This window comes from Enterobacter sp. 342 (genome assembly GCF_036663495.1).
Classification (GTDB): domain Bacteria; phylum Pseudomonadota; class Gammaproteobacteria; order Enterobacterales; family Enterobacteriaceae; genus Enterobacter.
This window is the reverse complement of the sequence record NZ_JAWUEI010000015.1, coordinates 52,677-72,465: the sequence shown is the minus strand read 5'-3', so window position 1 is coordinate 72,465 and position 19,789 is coordinate 52,677. Positions and strand designations below refer to the sequence as shown.

Sequence of the window (19,789 nt, the reverse complement as noted above, 5' to 3'; positions counted from 1 at the left end):
TTCATTTGCGCAAACTGCGACGGAAGCGGCTCTGAACCTGGCTATCCAGCCCGATGCAGTCGCCGTGTAATTCGGCACTGAGTTTCGCCATAAACTGGATCAGAAAATCGGCGTTGTGATGCGCGAGCTCGCGCCCGACATCCGTTTGCATTGTATCAGGCAAGCGCAACAGCTTGGTCTGAAAATGGTCAAGGGCAAATGCCCGGTCATCAAGTGCTCGTGCATCGGCGAACGGATCGTCAGCATCAAACAGTGCCACTCCCAATGCGCCAGACACGGCAAAGACACGCGCCAGACCGATGGCTCCCAATGCTTCCAGACGGTCTGCATCCTGGACAATTTTGGCCTCAATACTTTGTGGCATCAGACCGGCGCTGAAACTGTGTGCTTCGATGGCATGTTCCACGGCGGCATAGCATTCGGACGGAAAATCAGGGAAATCGCATTGCAGAATGCTACGTGTCTTACGCGCCGCCAGACGGGATGACTGGCTGCGTTCCGGATGGTTTTTCGGCAGGCTAACGATGTCATGAAAATAACATGCGGTCAGCACAACCAGCGGATCAACCGTCTGGTTGTCCATGATTTTTTGCGCGGTCATCCAGACACGACGAAAGTGTGAAATATCATGAGCGGCGTCGTCGGTAGTGTGGTTTTCGTCGAGCCAGCGTTCAAAGCGGTGCTGCCACTGCGTAAGTTCCATTATCACATCCTGTCGTTGAAACGGTAACAATAGCAACTTTCCCCGCTGCTATCACCGGTTGTCCTGACGGGGACGCGTATACCAGGCAATCGCGCCCAGAATCAGACCGACTGTGCCCAGCACCAGAAACCCCAGAATGGCTCCAAGCCACTTCCCGCTGGTCGAGCCTAAATCACCGTCCGCAACGGTATCAGGCAGTGATGGAATTTTACTTACCACCCACGCGTAGCGCGCCATAGCCCAGACAAAGTAACCGCAAAATGCGTAGAATACCCACAGAGCCAGTTTGCCTCCCAGGCCGCGTTCAATTTTTCGTTCCATCATTACCCTTTACTCCGCGATAGCAGCGCTACCGTTTTCACCTTCTCACTTAGTTTTGTGACAATCATCACATTTTGTCATTAAACGCGGCTTTGTGGGAAGGTTTCTTACGCTCAGTTTGCGTTAAGTTGATCTCAGGCAAGATTGACGGTTGTATTAATTTTGCTCTGAAAGGGCGAGATATATAATTTCAAGCAATTTTAAAACTGAAATAATAATAGCGTGAAATACTTAACAATAATTAACCCCTATACATTCAACTGAATAATTCACAAGAAAAATAAAGCGACATTTAGAAATGTTTTGCAATATTTATACGGCTTTAATTACATTTATTTTTGAACCAAAATAACAATCGATAGAATAGTATCAGCCATGTAATTACGGAGGGTAATTACATATATTCATATAAATTATCTTTAAAGGGAATATATAATGAAAAGAAAAGTTCTGGCACTTCTTGTACCTGCTTTATTAATGGCTGGCGCAGCAAATGCGGCGGAGATTTATAACAAAGGCGGTAACAAAGTTGATTTTTACGGCAAGATGGTTGGCGAACGCATCTGGTCTAACACTGATAGTGGTAATAGTGAAAATACTGATACTTCCTACGCCCGTTTCGGTGTGAAAGGTGAAACGCAAATTAACAACCTCCTGACCGGTTACGGCCAGTTTGAGCACAACATTGATGCCAGCAAGCCTGAAGGAGGTCAGGACGAAAGCACTCGTCTGGCATTCGCTGGTCTTAAGTATGCCGATTATGGTTCATTCGATTATGGTCGTAACTACGGTGTCGCTTATGATGCCGCAGCATATACCGATATGCTGGTTGAATGGGGTGGTGATTCGTGGGCTTCCACCGATAACTTTATGACCCAACGTACCAACGGCGTAGCAACCTACCGCAATACCGATTTCTTTGGCATGGTTGAAGGCCTGAACTTCGCTGTGCAATATCAAGGAAAAAATGACGATCGCGATCGCTTCAAAGCAAATGGCGATGGCTACAGCATGTCTGTGAATTATAATGTAGACGGCTTTGGTTTCGTCGGTGTGTACGGTAAATCCGACCGTACTGACAAGCAATCAACGGATGGCTACGGTAATATTGCTGAAGTTTGGTCGCTGGCAGCAAAATACGACGCAAATAGCGTGTATGCAGCTGTAATGTATGGTGAAACACGTAATATGACCAAAACGGGTTCTGAAAATGAAATTGGCTTCGCCAACAAAACACAGAACGTTGAAGCCGTTGTTCAGTATCAGTTCGATTTCGGTCTGCGTCCATCCCTGGGATATGTCTATTCTCACGGTAAAGATCTGGGTGCACAAAACGGTGTTGAAGGCGTTGACGCTGACCGCGTGAATTATATTGAAGTCGGCACCTGGTACTACTTCAATAAAAATATGAACGTCTACACTGCCTATAAATTCAACCTGCTTGATGAAGAAGACGGTGAAATTACTGGCAATGCTACGGACGATCAATTCGGAGTGGGTATTGTTTACCAGTTTTGATTGACTGAAAGACCAAAGGCCGCAATTGCGGCCTTTTTTATTACTGTGCTGAATATATTACGGTGCTTCCTGCAACGCCACACGAATAAATCCATTATTCTGCGCCAGCAGTTCATGCGCTTTCCACGCATCCAGCCCTGTCAGCATCATCAACACCGCTGTTTTACAGTTATGGTTACACCCTTCCAGCGCGGCTTTCGCCTCCGCCCGGGTACATCCGCTGGCTTCCATCACTATTGCGATTTGTCGCTCAGCCCATTTGGTATTGCTTGCCTCCAGATCCACACGCAGGTTGCTGTATACACGACCGGTACGAACAGCCAGCCCGGTAGCGATCATCGAGAGGATCATTTTCTGCGCAATCCCCGCTTTGGTATTGATATAGCCTGCGACCACATCAGCACCCAGTTCCGGGGCAATCACCATACTCGCCAGTTGCGCCGCTTCACTTTGCGCGTCGCCGGTAATGACAGCAACCGCAGAGCCCAGCGACCACGCATGCCGCATCGCGCCCCAGACCCACGGTGTTTTTCCGCTAATGGTCACCGCCAGCATCATATCGTGTTCGCCAAAGGTGATGGCCTGCAGGTCGGCAACGCCACGCTCATAGCTCCCTTCTCCCTCGCCTGCCGTAACGGCAATGACAGGAGTTTTACCCGGAGCATATTCATCCGCTACCTGTTGCGCGACACGGCCCGACGGGCCTGCGCCAACAATGACTAAACGACCGCCGTGGCTGAGGGTCGCGGCGGCGTTATCCACCACGCGGGCGATAGTTGTTAAACAGGGGGTAATAGCAGCAGTGATAAGTGCATCATCCTGGTGAATGACTTTCAGCATGTCCAGCGTGGACAATCTATCAATATTCATCGTGCTGGCGTGCCGTCTTTCCTTGACCGAACCGGTAAGCATAATGCTCATAAACAGCCTCCTTATTATGAGTACCCACACACTATAAAGTGTTTTATATGGATGACATGCGAGGAGGGTCACGAAAAGAGGAGCAAATCCACGCCTTTACATGGCTTTAAGAAAAGCGCGTCATCGGCGATAATTACCCCCTTTCTTAATCATCGCGGAGTGTTGATGAGCGATTTGCAGCCTTTCCTTCTGACGCGCAAGCGTCCCATGAAACTGAATACGCTGGTCACGTTGATGGTATGCGCGATTATTGCCTCTGTGCTGCTGGTAGTCTTTGCACTCTATTCAGTACAAATTACCCGGGCGACCCGCGATGATGTTAAAGATACCGCTCTGGGTATCGCCCGCACGCTGGCCGACAGCCCGGAGATCCAGCGAGGTCTGATGCAGCCCCCGCAGGCAGATATTATTCAACCCATCGCCAAAGCCGTCACCCAACGCAACGATCTGCTGCTCACGGTGGTGACTGACATGCGGGGGATTCGTTACTCGCACCCGAACGAAGCGCTGATCGGCCTGCACTTTATTGGTAATGACCTCGAGCCTGCGCTGGAAGGTAAAGAGAATGTCTCCGTTAACCGTGGTGCGCTCGCCGAAGCGCTCCGCGTTTTCACCCCTGTTTACGACAGCCAGCACGATCAGATCGGTGTGGTGGTGGTCGGTATCTCTCTCAAAAAAGTGGAAGATCAGATCGCCCGTGGGCGGATGAACGCCGTCTGGACCATCATATTCAGTATATTTATGAGTTCTATGGCGATTTGGGGTCTGGTTCGGGTACTGAAACGCATCCTGTTCGGGCTCGAACCCTACGAAATCTCCGCATTGTTCGAACAGCGTCAGGCTATGCTGCAGTCGCTCCGTGAAGGGGTGCTGGCCGTCGATATTCATGGCCGGGTGACGATGATTAATCAAACCGCCAGAGAGATTTTACTCCTGCCTTCAGGTAAGCAGACTGAAAACGCCAGCGCGCCGCTACTGGCCAGCCTGCGGGAAGTCTCGAAAACGGGAATTGCCCGCCAGGATCAGGAGATAAGCTGCAACGGGCGGCTGTTGCTGTGCAACATGGTGCCAGTCAAAAGCCAGGATCGTGTGATCGGCGCGATCACCACCTTCCGCGATAAAACGGAAATCAGCCAGTTGATGCAGCGGATTGATGGCATGGTCAGTTACGTCGACGCCCTGCGCACGCATACACATGAGTTTATGAACAAACTGCACGTGATCCTTGGCCTGCTGCACATGAAACGCTACGACAAGCTGGAAGAGTACATCATCCAGACCGCGCATAATTACCAGACAGATATCGGCGAGATACAGAGCAAGGTAAAATCTCCGGTGATTGCCGGGTTCCTGCTGGGTAAAATAAACCGGGCGAAAGAAGTGGGCATCACCCTGACGCTGGCCGATGAGTGCCAGATACCGGACACCGCCAGTGAGGAACAGGTTGCGGTGCTGATCACCGCGCTGGGTAACCTTATTGAAAACGCACTCGACGCGATGGAAGGACAGCAGGAAGGCGAAATCAGTCTGCTGTTGCATTATCAAAATGGCTGGCTCAGTTGCGAAGTCAGTGATGACGGCCCCGGTATTGATCCCACTCAGCTGGAGGCTATTTTTACAAAGGGATTCTCAACCAAAGGTGAAAACCGCGGTGTTGGGTTGTTCCTTGCTCGCCAGCAGATCCAGAACCTGGGTGGAGACATCTCCGTCGAGTCTGAGCCTGGTGTATTTACCCAATTTTTTGTTCACATCCCCTGGGATAGCGAGAGGAATATCGCGTGATAAATGTATTAATTGTCGATGATGATGCCATGGTAGCCGACCTCAACCGTCTGTACGTCAACCGTGTTGAAGGCTTTAGCTGCTGCGGTGTCGCCTCTACGCTCAACCAGGCCGAGGCCTTTATCAACAACCCCAACCAGCCTGTCGATCTGGTACTGCTGGACGTTTATATGCAGCAGGATAACGGGCTTGATCTGTTGCCTGTTATTCGCGCTTCAGGCCGCCCTATTGATGTCATTATGATCTCCTCCGCTGCTGACGCCGCTACGATCCAGACCTCCATCCATTACGGCGTGATGGATTATCTGATTAAACCCTTCCAGTTCCCGCGCTTTGAAGAGGCACTGAACGGCTGGAAGGCGAAGCACAGTCTGATGGGATCGCACCAGTACTATGAGCAGGCCGACGTCGACAGACTGATTCACGGCGGAGCGCCAGAGCTGGCGGACAGTAAAAAGCTGCCGAAAGGGTTAACGCCGCAGACGCTGCGCACGATTTGTCAGTGGATTGATGCCCATCCGGAGACAGAATTCTCCACCGATGACCTGGCAGGCGCGGTCAATATCTCCCGCGTGTCATGCCGCAAATATCTGATCTGGCTGGCGCAAATCAATATTTTGTTCACCAGCATTCACTACGGTGCCACCGGGCGTCCGGTGTATCGCTACCGCCTCCAGCCGGAACAAACAGGCCTGCTCAAGCAGTATTGTCAGTAACGCGGTAGCTGTTATCCAGCAACGTAAACCGGAAGTGGTGCGCTGAAGAGAGCACCACTTCTTTTGTTTTGGTCACAAAGATAGCTTCAATATCCGGGCGCGCTCGCAGCGTGGCACATCCTTTCTCTACCCCCATGCCGTACATCAACGTGGTCCAGATATCTCCGTCAATGGAGTTTTTAGAAATGATGGTCACGCTATCCAGTTCGTTATCCAGGGGATACCCGGTGCGCGGATCAAGAATGTGGTGGTAGCGCTTACCATTCTGTTCAAAGTAACGCTCGTATGTTCCGGACGTCACGACAGACATATTCTCGACCGTCATCGTGCCGATCAACGCATCTCCGGCGAACGGTTTTTTGAGCCCCACGCTCCAGCCCCCTTCCGGCGAGCCTAATGTCTGGATATTGCCGCCGAGGTTAATCAGCCCCAGATCAGCCCCCTCTTTGTGCAGATAATCCCGCACTCTGTCGGCGATATACCCTTTGGCGATGGCCCCCAGATCAATCTCCATACCCGTTCTGGTCAGAAAAACGCTGCTGCGAGTCTCATCAAGGATGACATCATCAGGACGGGTAATCGCCAGCAGTGACGCTAATTCATCGGCAGGCGGAACGCTGTCTCCCTGAAAACCAATTTTCCAGCGCTTCACCAGCGGGCCAATGGCCAGGTTAAAGGCGCTGCCCTTGAGGAGGCTTGCCGCTTTTGCACGGCGGATCAGTTCAAATACGGGTCGGCTGACGGTGACCGGATGCTGGCCTGCAGCATGGTTGATATCCATGACCTGCGAGTGCGCGCGGTTGACGGTGAGCAGATCTTCATACTGTTTGATCAGGCGAAACACACGGGATGCGAGGGCTTCGTCATGGGAGAAGAGTTTCAGGAGGATGGGTGAGCCCATCAGGACGGCGGAGTAGCTGTAAACGCGATGGCTATCGGGCATGGGATGTATCCTCAAATGTAACCCCGGCAAGCACCGCGCCGCCGGGGAATATGCCGGATGGCGCTGCGCTCATCCGGCCTGAGAAACAGGTGCCTTACCTCATTTTCGAACGCATAGCCGCCTGGTGTCCGGCCAGAGTACCAAAAATAATGATATCTGCCACTGCGTTACCACCGATACGGTTACCGCCGTGGATCCCACCGACCACTTCACCGGCAGCAAACGCCCCAGGCAGTACGTTGTGGTTGCTGTCCAGTACGCAGGTTTCGGTGTTGATGGTCACGCCGCCCATGGTGTGGTGCACGCCTGGTGCAATCTGAATGGCGTAGAACGGCCCTTCGTTGATTGGCGCACGCAACGCAGTGGTACGGCCGAAATCATCGTCGTGCTGTTTTTCAACAAAACCGTTGTAGCGCTCAAGGGTTGCCAGGAACTGGTGGTAATCCATCCCCAGGGCCTCAGCCAGGGCTTTTGGTGAGCTGGCGCTGGTCACAAATCCTTTGGCGATATACTCATCTGCGGCTTTGTTTTTGGCACGCACATGTTCATCAAAGACGATGTATGCGTATTTCTCTGGCAGCGCGATGATTGACGCGGAGACTTTATCGCGGGTCGACATCTCATTGAAGAAGCGATTCCCCTGCTGGTTCACCAGAATCGCCCCGCCGCCGCGGATAGATTCGGAAATCAGATACGATGTTTTCTGCTCAACGGTTGGGTGGATCTGGATTTCACCCATATCAACGGTGCCTGCACCAATACGTTCCAGCAGCGCGATACCGCCACCGGTCGCCCCTTTGTGGTTGGTGGTAACGAAACCTTCCAGGTCCGGACGGTATTTCACCACCATCTGGCTGTTGGCACTGAAACCACCGGTGGCAACAATGACACTTTTGGTTGCGACGGTAATAGTTTCATTCTCTTCGGTGGTCAGGCGCACGCCGGTTACTTCACCGTTTTCGAAGATAATATCGCTGACGGAGGTGTCCAGCATGACGTCGATGTTGCGTTTGTTGACGTTACGCACCAGACCGCTAATCAGGTAACCGCCCACCGCAGAGCCGTCTTTTGGACGGTGAGTACGGTCGATACTCATCCCACCGGTGGTGGTGATGTCGTTTAGCATAATGCCGCGTGTTGCCAGCCACTCAATCGCTTGCGGCGCGTTCTCAACAAAGCGACGCAGCAGTTCTGGGTTGTTCTTGTTACCGCCGCCTTTCAGGCTTTCCTGATAGAATAGCTCTTTGCTGTCCTGAATCCCTTTCACCCGCTGGAAGCGCGTCTCTGCGGCGTTCATCCCGGCAGACGCTTTGATAGTATTACCGCCGATGGTTGGCATCTTCTCAACAATCAGCACGCTTGCGCCTTCGTCGTGGGCCTGGATGGCTGCGGCCAGACCGGCACCACCGCTACCGACCACCACCACGTCCACGCTGCGGGTTTCATTCGGGTCGGCGCCCTCTTCTGCTGCCAGCGCTTTGCTGGATTTCAGCATTGCTTTCGAGACCGCTTTCTTCACCGCCTCACTCTGGCTGGTTGCGCCAGTGATGGCATCCACGTGCGGGGTGTTGGCATCCAGAATGCGGGTACGGATCTCTTCAAAGCTGGTGACAAACTCAACATCTTCGCTCGGGCCCGATGCGAGTTCGATATCAGCAATGCGGTCAGTCTCCAGGCTGACGTTAATCACCAGCTCGTTAGCATCGTCCTGCACTTTCTCAACAAAGGTGCCAGGTTTGAATTTGGATTCACCCATGCTCATGTCGCGGATCATCGCTTCCACCAGCGAGAAGCGCCACAGCGGTTCAGGGATGTTCAGCTCTTCACGTTTGGTGCTATCCATAAACAATTCAAGGCTTTCGCCAGCCGCGATGCGGTCAGTCCAGTCCGGGTAAGCGATAGTGGCGCGCCCCACGGCAATCAGGTCGTAACCGTGGTCCAGCGCTTCATTGACGTCCGCGGCATTCACCACGCCGCCCACGCCCATGACGGGAATTTGCGCCAGCGTCTCAGAGCGCAGGGTGCAGTATTTTTCGATAAGCGGAGTCGGGTCCTGGGTGTCAACAATAGAAGGACGCAGAGTGGCACCCACAGAGAAGTGCAGATAATCCACACCGCGAGCAGCCAGTTTCTCCAGCAGGTACATGGTGTCTTCAAAACGGATGCCCGGTACTTCCAGCTCTTCAGGGGAGAAGCGATAGCCAATAATAAACGCGTCATCCGCGTACTGGCGCACCATTTTGTGGGTAATTTCCAGCACCGCCAGCGGGAATTTCGCGCGGTTATCACGGCTGCCGCCCCATTCGTCCGTGCGCTGGTTTGAGTTCGGGGAGTAGAACTGCTGGATCAGATAGGTATTGGCCCCGTGGATTTCGACACCGTCAAAACCGGCCTGAATTGCGCGGCGTACGGCTTCGCCAAACTTACCGATCATGCCTTCGACTTCGGCGGTGGTCAGCGCAACCGGCGTCGCGGCACCGTCCCGTGGAGCGGCAACAGCGCTTGGCCCAACCGGCGTACGGCCACCGATCAGTTTCGGGTCAACCATACGGCCGCCGTGGTAAATCTGCAGCAGGGCTTTAGAACCCTTAGATTTAATTGCCTCAGCGATTTTCGCCAGCCCGGCGATTTTCTCGTCATTATCAATACCGATCGCACCCGGGAAGGCAAGGCCGAGATCGTCGACAAAGCAACACTCAACAATAATGGTACCAATGCTGCCGGAACGGGCCCGATAGTACTCCACCAGCTCGCTGGTCACCGTACCGTCATAGTAGCCGGTACAGGTTGTCATTGGGGCCATTAACAAACGGTTTTTCAGTTCGGTGCCATTCGGTAATGTGAAGGGACTCAGAATGCGTTCGTTAGTGCTCATAATAGAAAACTCCAAACTTTTAAAAATTAAGAATTCGTTATCGGATTGATTTTTTATTTCGTCGTTCTTTGCCGATGTCATGATATTAATATAATGATTTTTTTAGTTTCTAAAGTTATTACGTTAGTTAAAAAACTATTTAATCCCCTCAATAACACAAATAACACATTGGTGTTAGTGAATGTAATTTATAAATTCACAATAATTTAAAATTCGTTAAAAAAAAATGAATAACCCACTTTATCACAAGACAATAAAACATATAAAAATCAACACATTAAAAAACTAAAGACTTCTCTGTTGTTACAAAAATGATAAATTTAATTCATAAAACACGTAATACCCACATACGCCTGAGTGGTTATTAATAAAAGAATAAAAATAACGCTGCCATTCTGTTTTTTTGATCGCGATCAATAGTTATGGCATCCAAAAGCGCAATATAAAAACATCATCATTTTTTAATTTAGCGCAATCAAAAATGCGTCAAATAGCTATTACTGAAAATACAAATTCGCACCTTTAATAACTAAAAAAAGCAAAGAAACTTAAGAAAGCCATTTTGTTTTTCAGTACGACCGAATTTTTGACAACTTAAGACGTGAAACTATGAATACAAAAACTGCTGTAACGCCTCCTGTGGCGAACCAGGCATCCAACGGAAAGGCAAAACGTCTGCTTATGATGGCGTTGCCGATTGTTGTTGCCGTGCTGTTGCTGTTTGTTCCTGTTCCAGACGGGTTGCCGCCTTATGCATGGCACTACTTCGCCATCTTTGTCGGTGTGATCGTTGGTTTGATCTTCGAACCACTGCCGGGTGCGGTGATTGGCCTGACAGGCGTGGTGGCCATTGCGCTCTGTAGCCAGTGGGTGCTGTTCAGCCCAGAACAACTGGCTGACCCAAAATTCAAGCTGGCCGGCGCCTCCTTTAAATGGGCCGTGAGCGGTTTTGGTAACTCTACCGTCTGGCTGATTTTTGGTGCCTTTATGTTCGCCGCAGGTTACGACAAAACCCGCTTCGGACGCCGTCTGGCGCTGATTCTGGTGAAGTATCTTGGCCGTCGCAGCCTGACGCTCGGCTACGCCATCACCTTCGCAGATTTGCTGCTGGCACCGTTCACACCGTCCAACACTGCGCGTAGCGGCGGGACCATCTACCCGATTATTGCTAACCTGCCGCCGCTGTATGGTTCAAAACCAAACGATCCAAGCGCGCGTAAAATTGGTTCGTACCTGATGTGGGTGGCGATCACTGCGGCCTGTATCACCAGCTCAATGTTCCTCTCCGCACTTGCGCCGAACCTGCTGGCGCTGGCGCTGGTGAAAAGTACGGTTGGGATTGATATCTCCTGGGGTACCTGGTTCCTCGCCTTCCTGCCGCTGGGCATCCTGTTGATCCTGACCATGCCGCTGCTGGCCTACTGGTTCTACCCGCCAGAAGTGAAAGTGAATAATGAAGTACCGCTGTGGGCGACCCGTGAGCTGGAAAAACTGGGCAAACTGTCCCGCAACGAAATCCTGCTGCTGGTATTCGTGTGCTGTGCGCTGCTGATGTGGATCTTCGCTGCCGCATGGATTGAACCTGCCATGGCTGCCCTTCTGATCGTAGGTCTGATGCTGTGGACCGGCGTGCTGGAGTGGAACGATATCACCGGCAACAAAGCCGCGTGGAACACCTTCGTCTGGTTCGCCACCCTGGTTGCGCTGGCCGATGGCCTCTCCTCTACTGGCTTTATCAGCTGGCTGGGTAAAGAAGGTGGTCTGTTAATGGGCGGTATCTCACCGGGTGTAGCGACCATCGTTCTGCTGCTGGCGTTCTACCTGCTGCACTACCTGTTTGCCAGCACCACCGCGCACACCACCGCGCTGCTGCCAGCGATGCTGACCATCGCCTCCACCATTCCGGGCATGAATATGGAAGTATTTGTTCTGCTGATGGTGACCTCGCTGGGTGTGATGGGGATCATCACCCCTTACGGTACCGGCCCAAGCCCGATTTACTACGGTAGTGGCTACCTGCCAACCAAAGACTACTGGCGCCTCGGCACCATCTTCGGTGCCATCTTCCTGGCGGCCCTGCTGCTGATTGGTTATCCGTGGATGTCCATGATGTTCTGATTCCTGACCGCCGGGCTCATCCTCCGGCGGTTTTATTTTTGTGGAGCAATACGCTATGTCAAACAAACCGTTTATCTACCAGAACCCCTTCCCTCTCGCGCATGACGACACCGAATACTATCTGCTGACCAAAGAGCACGTCTCCGTTGCCGAGTTCGAAGGTCAGGAGATCCTGAAAGTCGAGCCAGAGGCGCTGACACTACTGGCACAGCAGGCTTTCCACGATGCTGCATTTATGCTGCGTCCTTCTCATCAGAAGCAGGTTGCCGCCATTCTTAACGATCCGGAAGCCAGCCAGAACGACAAATACGTTGCCCTGCAGTTCCTGCGCAACTCCGAAATTGCCGCCAAAGGGGTGTTGCCAACCTGCCAGGACACCGGCACGGCGATCATCATGGGTAAAAAAGGCCAGCGCGTCTGGACCGGCGGCGGCGACGAAGCAGCCCTGAGCCAGGGGGTGTATAACACCTACATCGAAGACAACCTGCGCTATTCCCAGAATGCCCCGCTGGACATGTATAAAGAGGTGAATACCGGCACCAACCTGCCCGCGCAGATTGACCTCTACAGCGTGGACGGGGACGAATACAAATTCCTGTGCATGGCAAAAGGTGGCGGTTCAGCCAACAAAACCTATCTCTACCAGGAAACCAAAGCGCTGATTACCCCGGCGAAACTGAAAAATTATCTGGTTGAGAAGATGCGTACCCTGGGTACTGCGGCCTGCCCGCCTTACCATATCGCGTTTGTGATTGGCGGTACCTCTGCTGAAAGCACCCTGAAAACCGTGAAACTGGCGTCCACCCGCTATTACGACGCGCTGCCAACGGAAGGTAACGAACACGGCCAGGCGTTCCGTGATGTTCAGCTCGAACAGGAACTGCTCCAGGAAGCGCAGAACCTGGGTCTCGGCGCACAGTTTGGCGGTAAATACTTCGCCCACGATATCCGCGTGATCCGCCTTCCACGCCACGGCGCGTCCTGCCCAATCGGCATGGGTGTTTCCTGCTCTGCTGACCGTAATATCAAAGCAAAAATCAACCGCGACGGGATCTGGATTGAAAAACTGGAACACAACCCGGGCCAGTACATTCCTGAATCTCTGCGCCAGCAGGGCGAAGGCGACGTGGTCAGCATCAACCTCAACAAGCCGATGAATGAGATCCTGGCGCAGCTCTCCGCGCACCCGGTCTCTACCCGTCTGTCGCTGAACGGCACTATCATCGTCGCGCGCGATATCGCCCACGCGAAGCTGAAAGAGTTGCTCGACAACGGCGAAGAACTGCCGCAGTACGTCAAAGATCATCCGATCTACTATGCGGGCCCTGCTAAAACGCCGGAAGGCTACGCATCGGGTTCACTCGGCCCGACCACCGCGGGACGTATGGACTCATATGTGGACTTACTGCAATCCCACGGCGCCAGCATGATCATGCTGGCAAAAGGCAACCGCAGCCAGCAGGTAACGGATGCCTGCCATAAACACGGCGGCTTCTATCTGGGCAGCATCGGTGGCCCGGCGGCGGTACTGGCACAAAACAGCATTAAGAGTCTGGAATGCGTGGCATATCCTGAACTGGGTATGGAAGCCATCTGGAAGATTGAAGTGGAGAACTTCCCGGCGTTTATCCTGGTGGATGACAAAGGCAACGACTTCTTCCAGCAGATCCAGAACAAACAGTGCAAAGGGTGTTCACAGCGCTGAGTATCATCAGCCCGGCAGGCTCCACGCCGCCGGGCTTTTTTTAGGGTTGCGTCTGTTCACAAAACAGAAAACAGACTGCCCTGACACCGCCAGGTGAATAAATCATCAATGCAATGTTAAGTCATTGTTAATTAAATGGCACTCACTGCATCACTCCCAATTGATGCGGCAAACGCATCAGATGATGTGTTTATTGCGCTTATAAAATTCCCCTCACTGATCCAGTTTTCAGAAACAGACGGACAACACGTCAATAATAAACTGGAGACGACCATGATTTCCTCACCCCCACCTGCAACCGTTCGTGCAAGAGCGGGCGCGATACTTCGCGTCACCTCGGGCAATTTCCTTGAGCAATTCGACTTCTTCCTGTTCGGGTTCTATGCCACCTACATCGCGCATACTTTCTTCCCGGCGAGCAGTGAATTTGCTTCCCTGATGATGACCTTCGCCGTCTTCGGAGCAGGCTTCTTAATGCGTCCCATCGGTGCGATTGTCCTTGGGGCTTACATCGACAAGGTCGGTCGTCGCAAAGGGTTGATCACTACCCTGTCGATTATGGCGGCCGGAACCTTCCTGATTGTGCTGATCCCCTCTTATGAGAGTATCGGCCTGTGGGCACCGCTGCTGGTGCTGGCTGGACGCCTGCTGCAGGGCTTTTCCGCCGGGGCGGAGCTTGGCGGGGTGTCGGTCTATCTGGCTGAAATTGCCACGCCAGGCCGCAAGGGTTTCTTTACCAGCTGGCAATCCGGTAGTCAGCAGGTGGCGATTATGGTCGCCGCTGCAATGGGTTTTGCACTGAACGCGATGCTGGAAGAGAGCGCCATTCGTGAATGGGGCTGGCGGATCCCGTTCCTGTTCGGCTGTCTGATTGTGCCGTTTATCTTCTTCCTGCGCCGTAAGCTGGAAGAGACTGAAGAGTTCCGCACGCGCCGTCATACGCTGGCGATGCGTCAGGTCTTTACCACTCTGCTGGCGAACTGGCCGGTTGTGGTCGCGGGCATGCTGATGGTGGCCATGACCACCACCGCGTTCTACCTGATCACCGTCTATGCGCCTACCTTTGGTAAAAAAGTGTTAATGCTCAGCGCCTCAGACAGCCTGCTGGTGACGCTGCTGGTGGCGATTTCCAACTTTATCTGGCTGCCGGTGGGCGGAGCCCTGTCGGACCGCTTCGGTCGTAAACCGGTGTTGATTGCCATGACGCTGCTGGCGCTGGCGACCAGCTATCCGGCACTGACGTTGCTGGCTAACGCCCCCAGCTTCTCCATGATGCTGAGCGTACTGCTGTGGCTTTCATTCCTCTATGGCCTCTATAACGGTGCGATGATCCCGGCCCTGACGGAGATCATGCCGGTTGAAGTGCGTGTTGCCGGTTTCTCACTGGCGTATAGCCTTGCCACCGCGATCTTCGGCGGGTTTACGCCAGTCATTTCAACGGCCCTGATTGAGTACACCGGTGATAAAGCCTCCCCAGGCTACTGGATGAGCTTCGCGGCGATCTGTGCGTTGCTGGCAACACTTTATCTTTATCGTCGCAGCGCGATGAGCCTGCAAGTTCAGAGAGGATGATATGCACACATTTGTACGTTCAGGACTAACCGGACTGATTTTGATGGCGACCAGCGCAGGCGCGCTGGCCCAGGAAGTAACGGTTATGATCTCAGGCGGTTTCAAAGCCGCGCTGGAAAAACTTGCCCCCCAATATGAAGCCCGGACGGGTAACCACATTGTGCTGATCCCGGGGCCGTCAATGGGACAGACACCACAGGCGATCCCCAACCGATTGGCTCGCGGTGAAAAAGCGGACGTGGTGATTATGGTCGGGGATGCGCTGACGCATCTGACGAAGGACCGGATGGTCAAAGAGGATTCGCGCGTTGAGCTGGCGGATTCGCCCATCGGCGTGGTGGTTAAAGCCGGCTCACCGGTGCCGGATATCACCACGGATAGCGCACTAAAACAGACCTTGCTTAAGGCCAGCGCCATCGCCTACTCCGACAGCGCCAGCGGCCGGTATGTGCAAACAGAGTTGTTCAAAAAGCTGGGGATTGAAGCGCAGGTAGAGGGAAAAGCGCACAAGGTGGAGCGGATCCCGGTCGCCTCTGAAGTGGCGAAAGGGAAATACAGCATCGGGTTCCAGCAGGTCAGCGAACTGTTACCCGTGCCCGGCGTGACTTTTGTCGGCAAACTGCCGGATAACCTGCAATACATCACCCGTTTTGCCGGCGCCGTCACCGCTCACGCGGAACATCCTTCCGAGGGTAAAGCCCTGCTGGATTATCTCTCTTCAGCAAACGCGCAGGAGACCATCACCGCCACTGGGATGATCCCTGTCACTACGCCGCGCGGTAACGTGCAGTAATGAGCATTTCGAGCTCAGCGGCAATCCATGACTGAATACGCCCGCTGCGGCGGATCAGCCCGACAGTACGTTTGACTTCGGGCTCGATCAGCGGGATATGCGTCAGAAAGGAATGTTCAGAGTGTGGCATCGACATGGCGGGGACGGCAGCAATGCCTATCCCCGCCTCAACCATTCCCAACATCGTGGTGACGTGGCGCGTCTCGCAAATGCCGGGTCGTTCCGGCTTAATATGGCCAAGCATCTGATCGAGCAGATTCCGGTTCCCCGACGTAATATCCAGACTGATGTAATCCTGCTGATAAAACACCTGCCAGGTCAGACTCTTGCGACCTGCCAGTGGATGATCGCGACGACACGCGGCGACATACACATCCTCCACCAGCGGAATAAAGGTGATGTCCGGCTGAAGGCTTCTCGCAAAACAGATGCCAAAATCTGCCTGGCCGCTGGCCACCGCGTCAATGACATTACCCGCGCTGCCGTCGATGAGTTTAATGCGCACGCGTGGATAGCGACTGTGGAACTGGCGGATCACCTCCGGCATAAAATGGCAGGCCGCCGAAGGTACCGTGGCAACGGTAATAAGCCCGGTGCGCTCCTCGCTCACCTTGTCGATATCCGCCAGCATCGACTCCACGTTTTCCAGAAGCTGCCCACAGCGGTCGGCAAAGGTTTGCCCGAAGAGCGTCAATGTTACGCGCCGGGTAGTTCTGTCGAACAGTTTCGCGCCGACGGCCGTCTCCAGCTTTTCAATGCGGCGGCTTAAGGCGGACTGAGAGATGCAGATAGACTCCGCGGCGATACGAAAGTTACCGTACTCCACCAGAGCTCTGAAGGCATAAAGATCGTTGAGGTCTAAATTGACGGGCATATTTTCTGGCAATCCTTAGCGCTTTCTGGAAACTCGGACATTCATAATAGCAGAGATCAACGCAGGGAAAGGTGCCGCTGAACGACCCGTTTGGGAATATTAAACGTCGATAAATATCAGCTAACGCTCTACGCTATAAGCGTATTGATGGAATGATAATGAATTTATTTTTATAACAGGAGCAGCAAGTGACCCCGAACAAAACATCATGCCTGGCTGTTTTCCCGGTTCTTATGCTAACCCTCCTGCTATCAGCCTGTAGCACGTCTGAGCACGCACCAGCGCCCAAAAGCAGTCATCTTTTCACCCCGCAACGTACGCCGCTTCCTTATAAAGTGACGCTTTCCGGAACGCCGGATGATCGTATGCTCTGTGAAAATTGTGGGAACAGTGGCAAAAAGGTCTTCATCAAAGGTGGCGAAAAACTCAGCCAGTACAGCATGATGTATGAGAGTTCCTACTATGTTTTCCTGTGTGATAACTCCGCTGAAGCCTGTCGCGCCGGTTCGTGGATTGCAATAAACAAAAACCTTGCCGAACCGTATGTAAAAAAGATATCGCTTGGCGGCCGGTCTCAAATCAGCGATCTCCAGCCGGCAAATGATGCGCATAACACCTGGCTGCAGGTGACTTATGTCAATGGAGAACAGAGTGTTTTCACTTTTGACAACAATAAATAATCGCCGGGCAACCGACTTTTCTCGCCTGATTTTCTCAATGCGAGTTTTGTCACTGAAAGGAAACGAGATAAGTGATTGAATAATGGCGGAGAGGCTGGTCTCTCCTGCCATTCCGACATCTCTACGTTTTGTAGTTGCCTTCATGCCGGGTTCTTTGGCATGTTAACCTAACCTGACCTTTCAATTTTGTTCACGTGACGAGTTTGCGAGCAAAGCGATGATTAAGTGGCCCTGGAAATCAAATGACGCTGGTCAACATGTGGCGCTGCCGTGGGATGACGCGCTGGCGATCCCCGTGCTGGCCAATCTCCAGCCGGATGAACAGTCAAAGCTGATTCAACTGGCGGATCGCTTTTTGCAGCAAAAAAGGCTGGTCCCGCTGCAGGGGTTTGAGCTGGATGCCCATAAAAGTGCACGTATCGCCCTGCTGTTCTGCCTGCCGGTGCTCGAACTGGGTATCGAGTGGCTGGACGGTTTCCACGAAGTGCTTATCTATCCCGCGCCGTTTGTCGTTGACGATGAGTGGCAGGACGATATCGGTCTGGTGCACAACCAGCGGGTGGTTCAGTCCGGTCAAAGCTGGCAGCAAGGGCCAATTATCCTGAACTGGCTCGATATTCAGGACTCGTTCGATGCATCAGGCTTTAATCTGATCGTTCACGAGGTGGCGCATAAGCTGGATACCCGCAATGGCGATCGCGCCAGTGGTGTACCGCTGATCCCACTTCGTGAGGTTGCGGGATGGGAGCACGACCTGCATGCCGCGATGGATAACATCCAGGATGAAATCGACCTGGTGGGGGAAAGCGCAGCCAGCATTGATGCCTACGCGGCGACCGATCCCGCAGAGTGCTTTGCGGTACTCTCTGAATACTTCTTCAGCGCACCAGAGCTCTTCGCCCCCCGTTTCCCGGCGCTGTGGCAGCGTTTTTGCCAGTTTTACCAGCAAGATCCTCTACAACGTTTACGGCAGAATGAGGATTCTGGCGGTCATTCACCCCGCCAGGTCCATTAATTTTTTTCAGCAAGGGGACGCTCAGTTGACCGAACCCCTACGCTGAGCACTAAAAACAGTAATGCCATGCCCCATGCAGCCATCGTTAAAAACTGCTCACCGTAAAAGCGTGTCACGACAGGTACCAGCAGCGCGCTAACGCCGTAGCCTAATGTGTGGCTGGTGGCGATCACCCCCGCCCCTTTCCCCGTAGTCAGCCGATCGTTCAGCAGTAGCTGATATCCAGGTGTTGCCATAGCGGCCCCGAGTGACGTAATAACAATCCCCACATAGAAAAGCGCCAGACCAGCGAAAGACATCAACCCAAGACCCACTACCATCAATACCGCTGCCACGCAGAGCAATGTTACCGGGCTGAAATATTGCGGGCGGACCACCAGAAACTGCGCGGCAAGTGTTGCCAGAGCAGCAAGGCTTAACAGAAGAGCAACATGATGGCTAATGTCCCGGGCGTTACCCTCCAGCAACGGACTAAGATGCGGTGACAGGCCAAGTTGCATCAGGCTCACCAGGGCTGCCAGCAGCAGTGCCAGCAGCAGGAACGGCAGCATTGAAGCCCGCAAACGGGTCGACTGATGCGCCACTGGCGGTAACGGTGGGTCCGCCACTTCGCGAAGCACCAGCAGAAAAGCGATGAAAGGTGCAATCGCCATAAGCCAGAGCGGTGCGACCGGATTGACGCTGAGCATCAGCGCCGCCAGCGGTGGCCCGAGCAAACGACCGCAACTCAGACCGGAACTTATCGTCGCCAGCGCGGCCATTCTTTTCTCCAGCCCCGCGCGCTGGATAGCCCATGTCTGGGCCGCAGGCACCAGACCTGAGACCGTCAGACCATAGAGCGTGCGCGAGAGAACCAACCCGGTCAGGCCCCAGAAATAATCCAACATTCCGGCCGCCATCGCCCAGACCACCAGCGCCATCACTCCGAAACTGACCAGATAGCCACTCAGCGAGGCCAGCATCACGACCTTACAGCCATGTCGCTCGCTCTGGCGTCCCCACCAGGGCGATGCGGGTAAAAAGAGCATGGAACCAAACATCAACAGCCCGGCCCAAACCGAAAGCGAAAGCCCGGTCTGGGTGACCAGTTGCGGAAGCATGACCAGCAAACCGTTTTGCCCAATCCCTAATAAACCTGCACATAACGCCAGGGGCCAGTTGGCTTTTGGGGTGACGTTTTCCGTCAAGGTTTCAGAGTAAGCGCGCATGAGAATGTGAATATAGTGTCAATAAGTGTGTGGAAATCATGAAAT

Annotated in this window: 16 protein-coding genes; 9 read left to right on the top strand and 7 right to left on the bottom strand. The window is 53.3% G+C overall.

Annotated features, from left to right (window positions below):
- Position 1: 1 nt before the first annotated feature.
- On the bottom strand, positions 2-703 hold the full coding sequence (locus V6E55_RS13935) for a phosphohydrolase (protein ID WP_316943112.1): 702 nt from the start codon (positions 701-703) through the stop codon (positions 2-4).
- A gap of 51 nt (positions 704-754) precedes the next feature.
- A complete protein-coding gene (gene drpB, locus V6E55_RS13930) occupies positions 755-1,024 on the bottom strand; it encodes a cell division protein DrpB (RefSeq protein ID WP_114979751.1) in 270 nt (89 codons plus the stop codon).
- 435 nt (positions 1,025-1,459) lie between these two features.
- On the opposite strand from drpB, the gene V6E55_RS13925 reads away from it, so the two are divergent.
- A complete protein-coding gene (locus V6E55_RS13925) occupies positions 1,460-2,542 on the top strand; it encodes a porin (RefSeq protein WP_316943109.1) in 1,083 nt (360 codons plus the stop codon).
- Between the two features lie 57 nt (positions 2,543-2,599).
- On the opposite strand, the gene V6E55_RS13920 is transcribed toward V6E55_RS13925, so the two are convergent.
- Positions 2,600-3,463, bottom strand: coding sequence for an N-acetylmuramic acid 6-phosphate etherase (locus V6E55_RS13920; protein ID WP_236921377.1), 864 nt, complete (start codon positions 3,461-3,463; stop codon positions 2,600-2,602).
- A gap of 165 nt (positions 3,464-3,628) precedes the next feature.
- On the opposite strand from V6E55_RS13920, the gene V6E55_RS13915 reads away from it, so the two are divergent.
- A complete protein-coding gene (locus tag V6E55_RS13915) occupies positions 3,629-5,245 on the top strand; it encodes a sensor histidine kinase (RefSeq protein ID WP_316943107.1) in 1,617 nt (538 codons plus the stop codon).
- On the top strand, positions 5,242-5,961 hold the full coding sequence (dcuR, locus tag V6E55_RS13910) for a two-component system response regulator DcuR (RefSeq protein ID WP_028019609.1): 720 nt from the start codon (positions 5,242-5,244) through the stop codon (positions 5,959-5,961). The genes V6E55_RS13915 and dcuR overlap by 4 nt, the downstream gene beginning before the upstream one ends.
- On the opposite strand, the gene V6E55_RS13905 is transcribed toward dcuR, so the two are convergent.
- The gene (locus tag V6E55_RS13905) at positions 5,942-6,904 is read right to left on the bottom strand and encodes an FAD:protein FMN transferase (RefSeq protein ID WP_316943106.1); all 963 of its coding nucleotides are present in this window, start codon (positions 6,902-6,904) and stop codon (positions 5,942-5,944) included. The two genes, dcuR and V6E55_RS13905, sit on opposite strands and share 20 nt — an antisense overlap.
- A 94-nt stretch (positions 6,905-6,998) precedes the next feature.
- Entirely contained in the window at positions 6,999-9,779 is a 2,781-nt protein-coding gene (locus V6E55_RS13900) for a flavocytochrome c (protein WP_316943105.1), read from the bottom strand.
- A gap of 609 nt (positions 9,780-10,388) precedes the next feature.
- Here V6E55_RS13900 and V6E55_RS13895 point away from each other — a divergent pair.
- From V6E55_RS13895 to V6E55_RS13880, 4 genes are all read left to right on the top strand, one after another.
- Positions 10,389-11,897: an anion permease gene (locus V6E55_RS13895; protein WP_316943104.1), complete on the top strand. Its 1,509-nt coding sequence runs from the start codon at positions 10,389-10,391 to the stop codon at positions 11,895-11,897.
- A gap of 55 nt (positions 11,898-11,952) precedes the next feature.
- The gene (fumA, locus tag V6E55_RS13890; RefSeq protein WP_114979730.1) at positions 11,953-13,602 is read left to right on the top strand and encodes a class I fumarate hydratase FumA; all 1,650 of its coding nucleotides are present in this window, start codon (positions 11,953-11,955) and stop codon (positions 13,600-13,602) included.
- Between the two features lie 273 nt (positions 13,603-13,875).
- Positions 13,876-15,174 carry an MFS transporter gene (locus V6E55_RS13885; protein ID WP_316943102.1) on the top strand — a complete coding sequence of 433 codons (1,299 nt, stop codon included), beginning with the start codon at positions 13,876-13,878 and terminating at the stop codon, positions 15,172-15,174.
- 1 nt (position 15,175) lies between these two features.
- Positions 15,176-15,967: a substrate-binding domain-containing protein gene (locus V6E55_RS13880; protein ID WP_316943101.1), complete on the top strand. Its 792-nt coding sequence runs from the start codon at positions 15,176-15,178 to the stop codon at positions 15,965-15,967.
- Here the strand turns inward: V6E55_RS13880 and V6E55_RS13875 are convergent.
- Complete coding sequence (locus tag V6E55_RS13875) at positions 15,942-16,841, bottom strand: LysR family transcriptional regulator (RefSeq protein ID WP_316943100.1); 900 nt, start codon at positions 16,839-16,841, stop codon at positions 15,942-15,944. The genes V6E55_RS13880 and V6E55_RS13875 overlap by 26 nt on opposite strands.
- A 188-nt stretch (positions 16,842-17,029) precedes the next feature.
- Between V6E55_RS13875 and V6E55_RS13870 the strand changes: the two genes are divergently transcribed.
- The gene (locus tag V6E55_RS13870; protein ID WP_316943098.1) at positions 17,030-17,521 is read left to right on the top strand and encodes a hypothetical protein; all 492 of its coding nucleotides are present in this window, start codon (positions 17,030-17,032) and stop codon (positions 17,519-17,521) included.
- A 217-nt stretch (positions 17,522-17,738) separates the two neighbouring features.
- Positions 17,739-18,536 carry a DgsA anti-repressor MtfA gene (mtfA, locus tag V6E55_RS13865; RefSeq protein WP_129995443.1) on the top strand — a complete coding sequence of 266 codons (798 nt, stop codon included), beginning with the start codon at positions 17,739-17,741 and terminating at the stop codon, positions 18,534-18,536.
- Here mtfA and V6E55_RS13860 read toward each other — a convergent pair.
- Complete coding sequence (locus V6E55_RS13860) at positions 18,533-19,744, bottom strand: MFS transporter (protein WP_114979735.1); 1,212 nt, start codon at positions 19,742-19,744, stop codon at positions 18,533-18,535. The two genes, mtfA and V6E55_RS13860, sit on opposite strands and share 4 nt — an antisense overlap.
- Between the last annotated feature and the right edge of the window lie 45 nt (positions 19,745-19,789).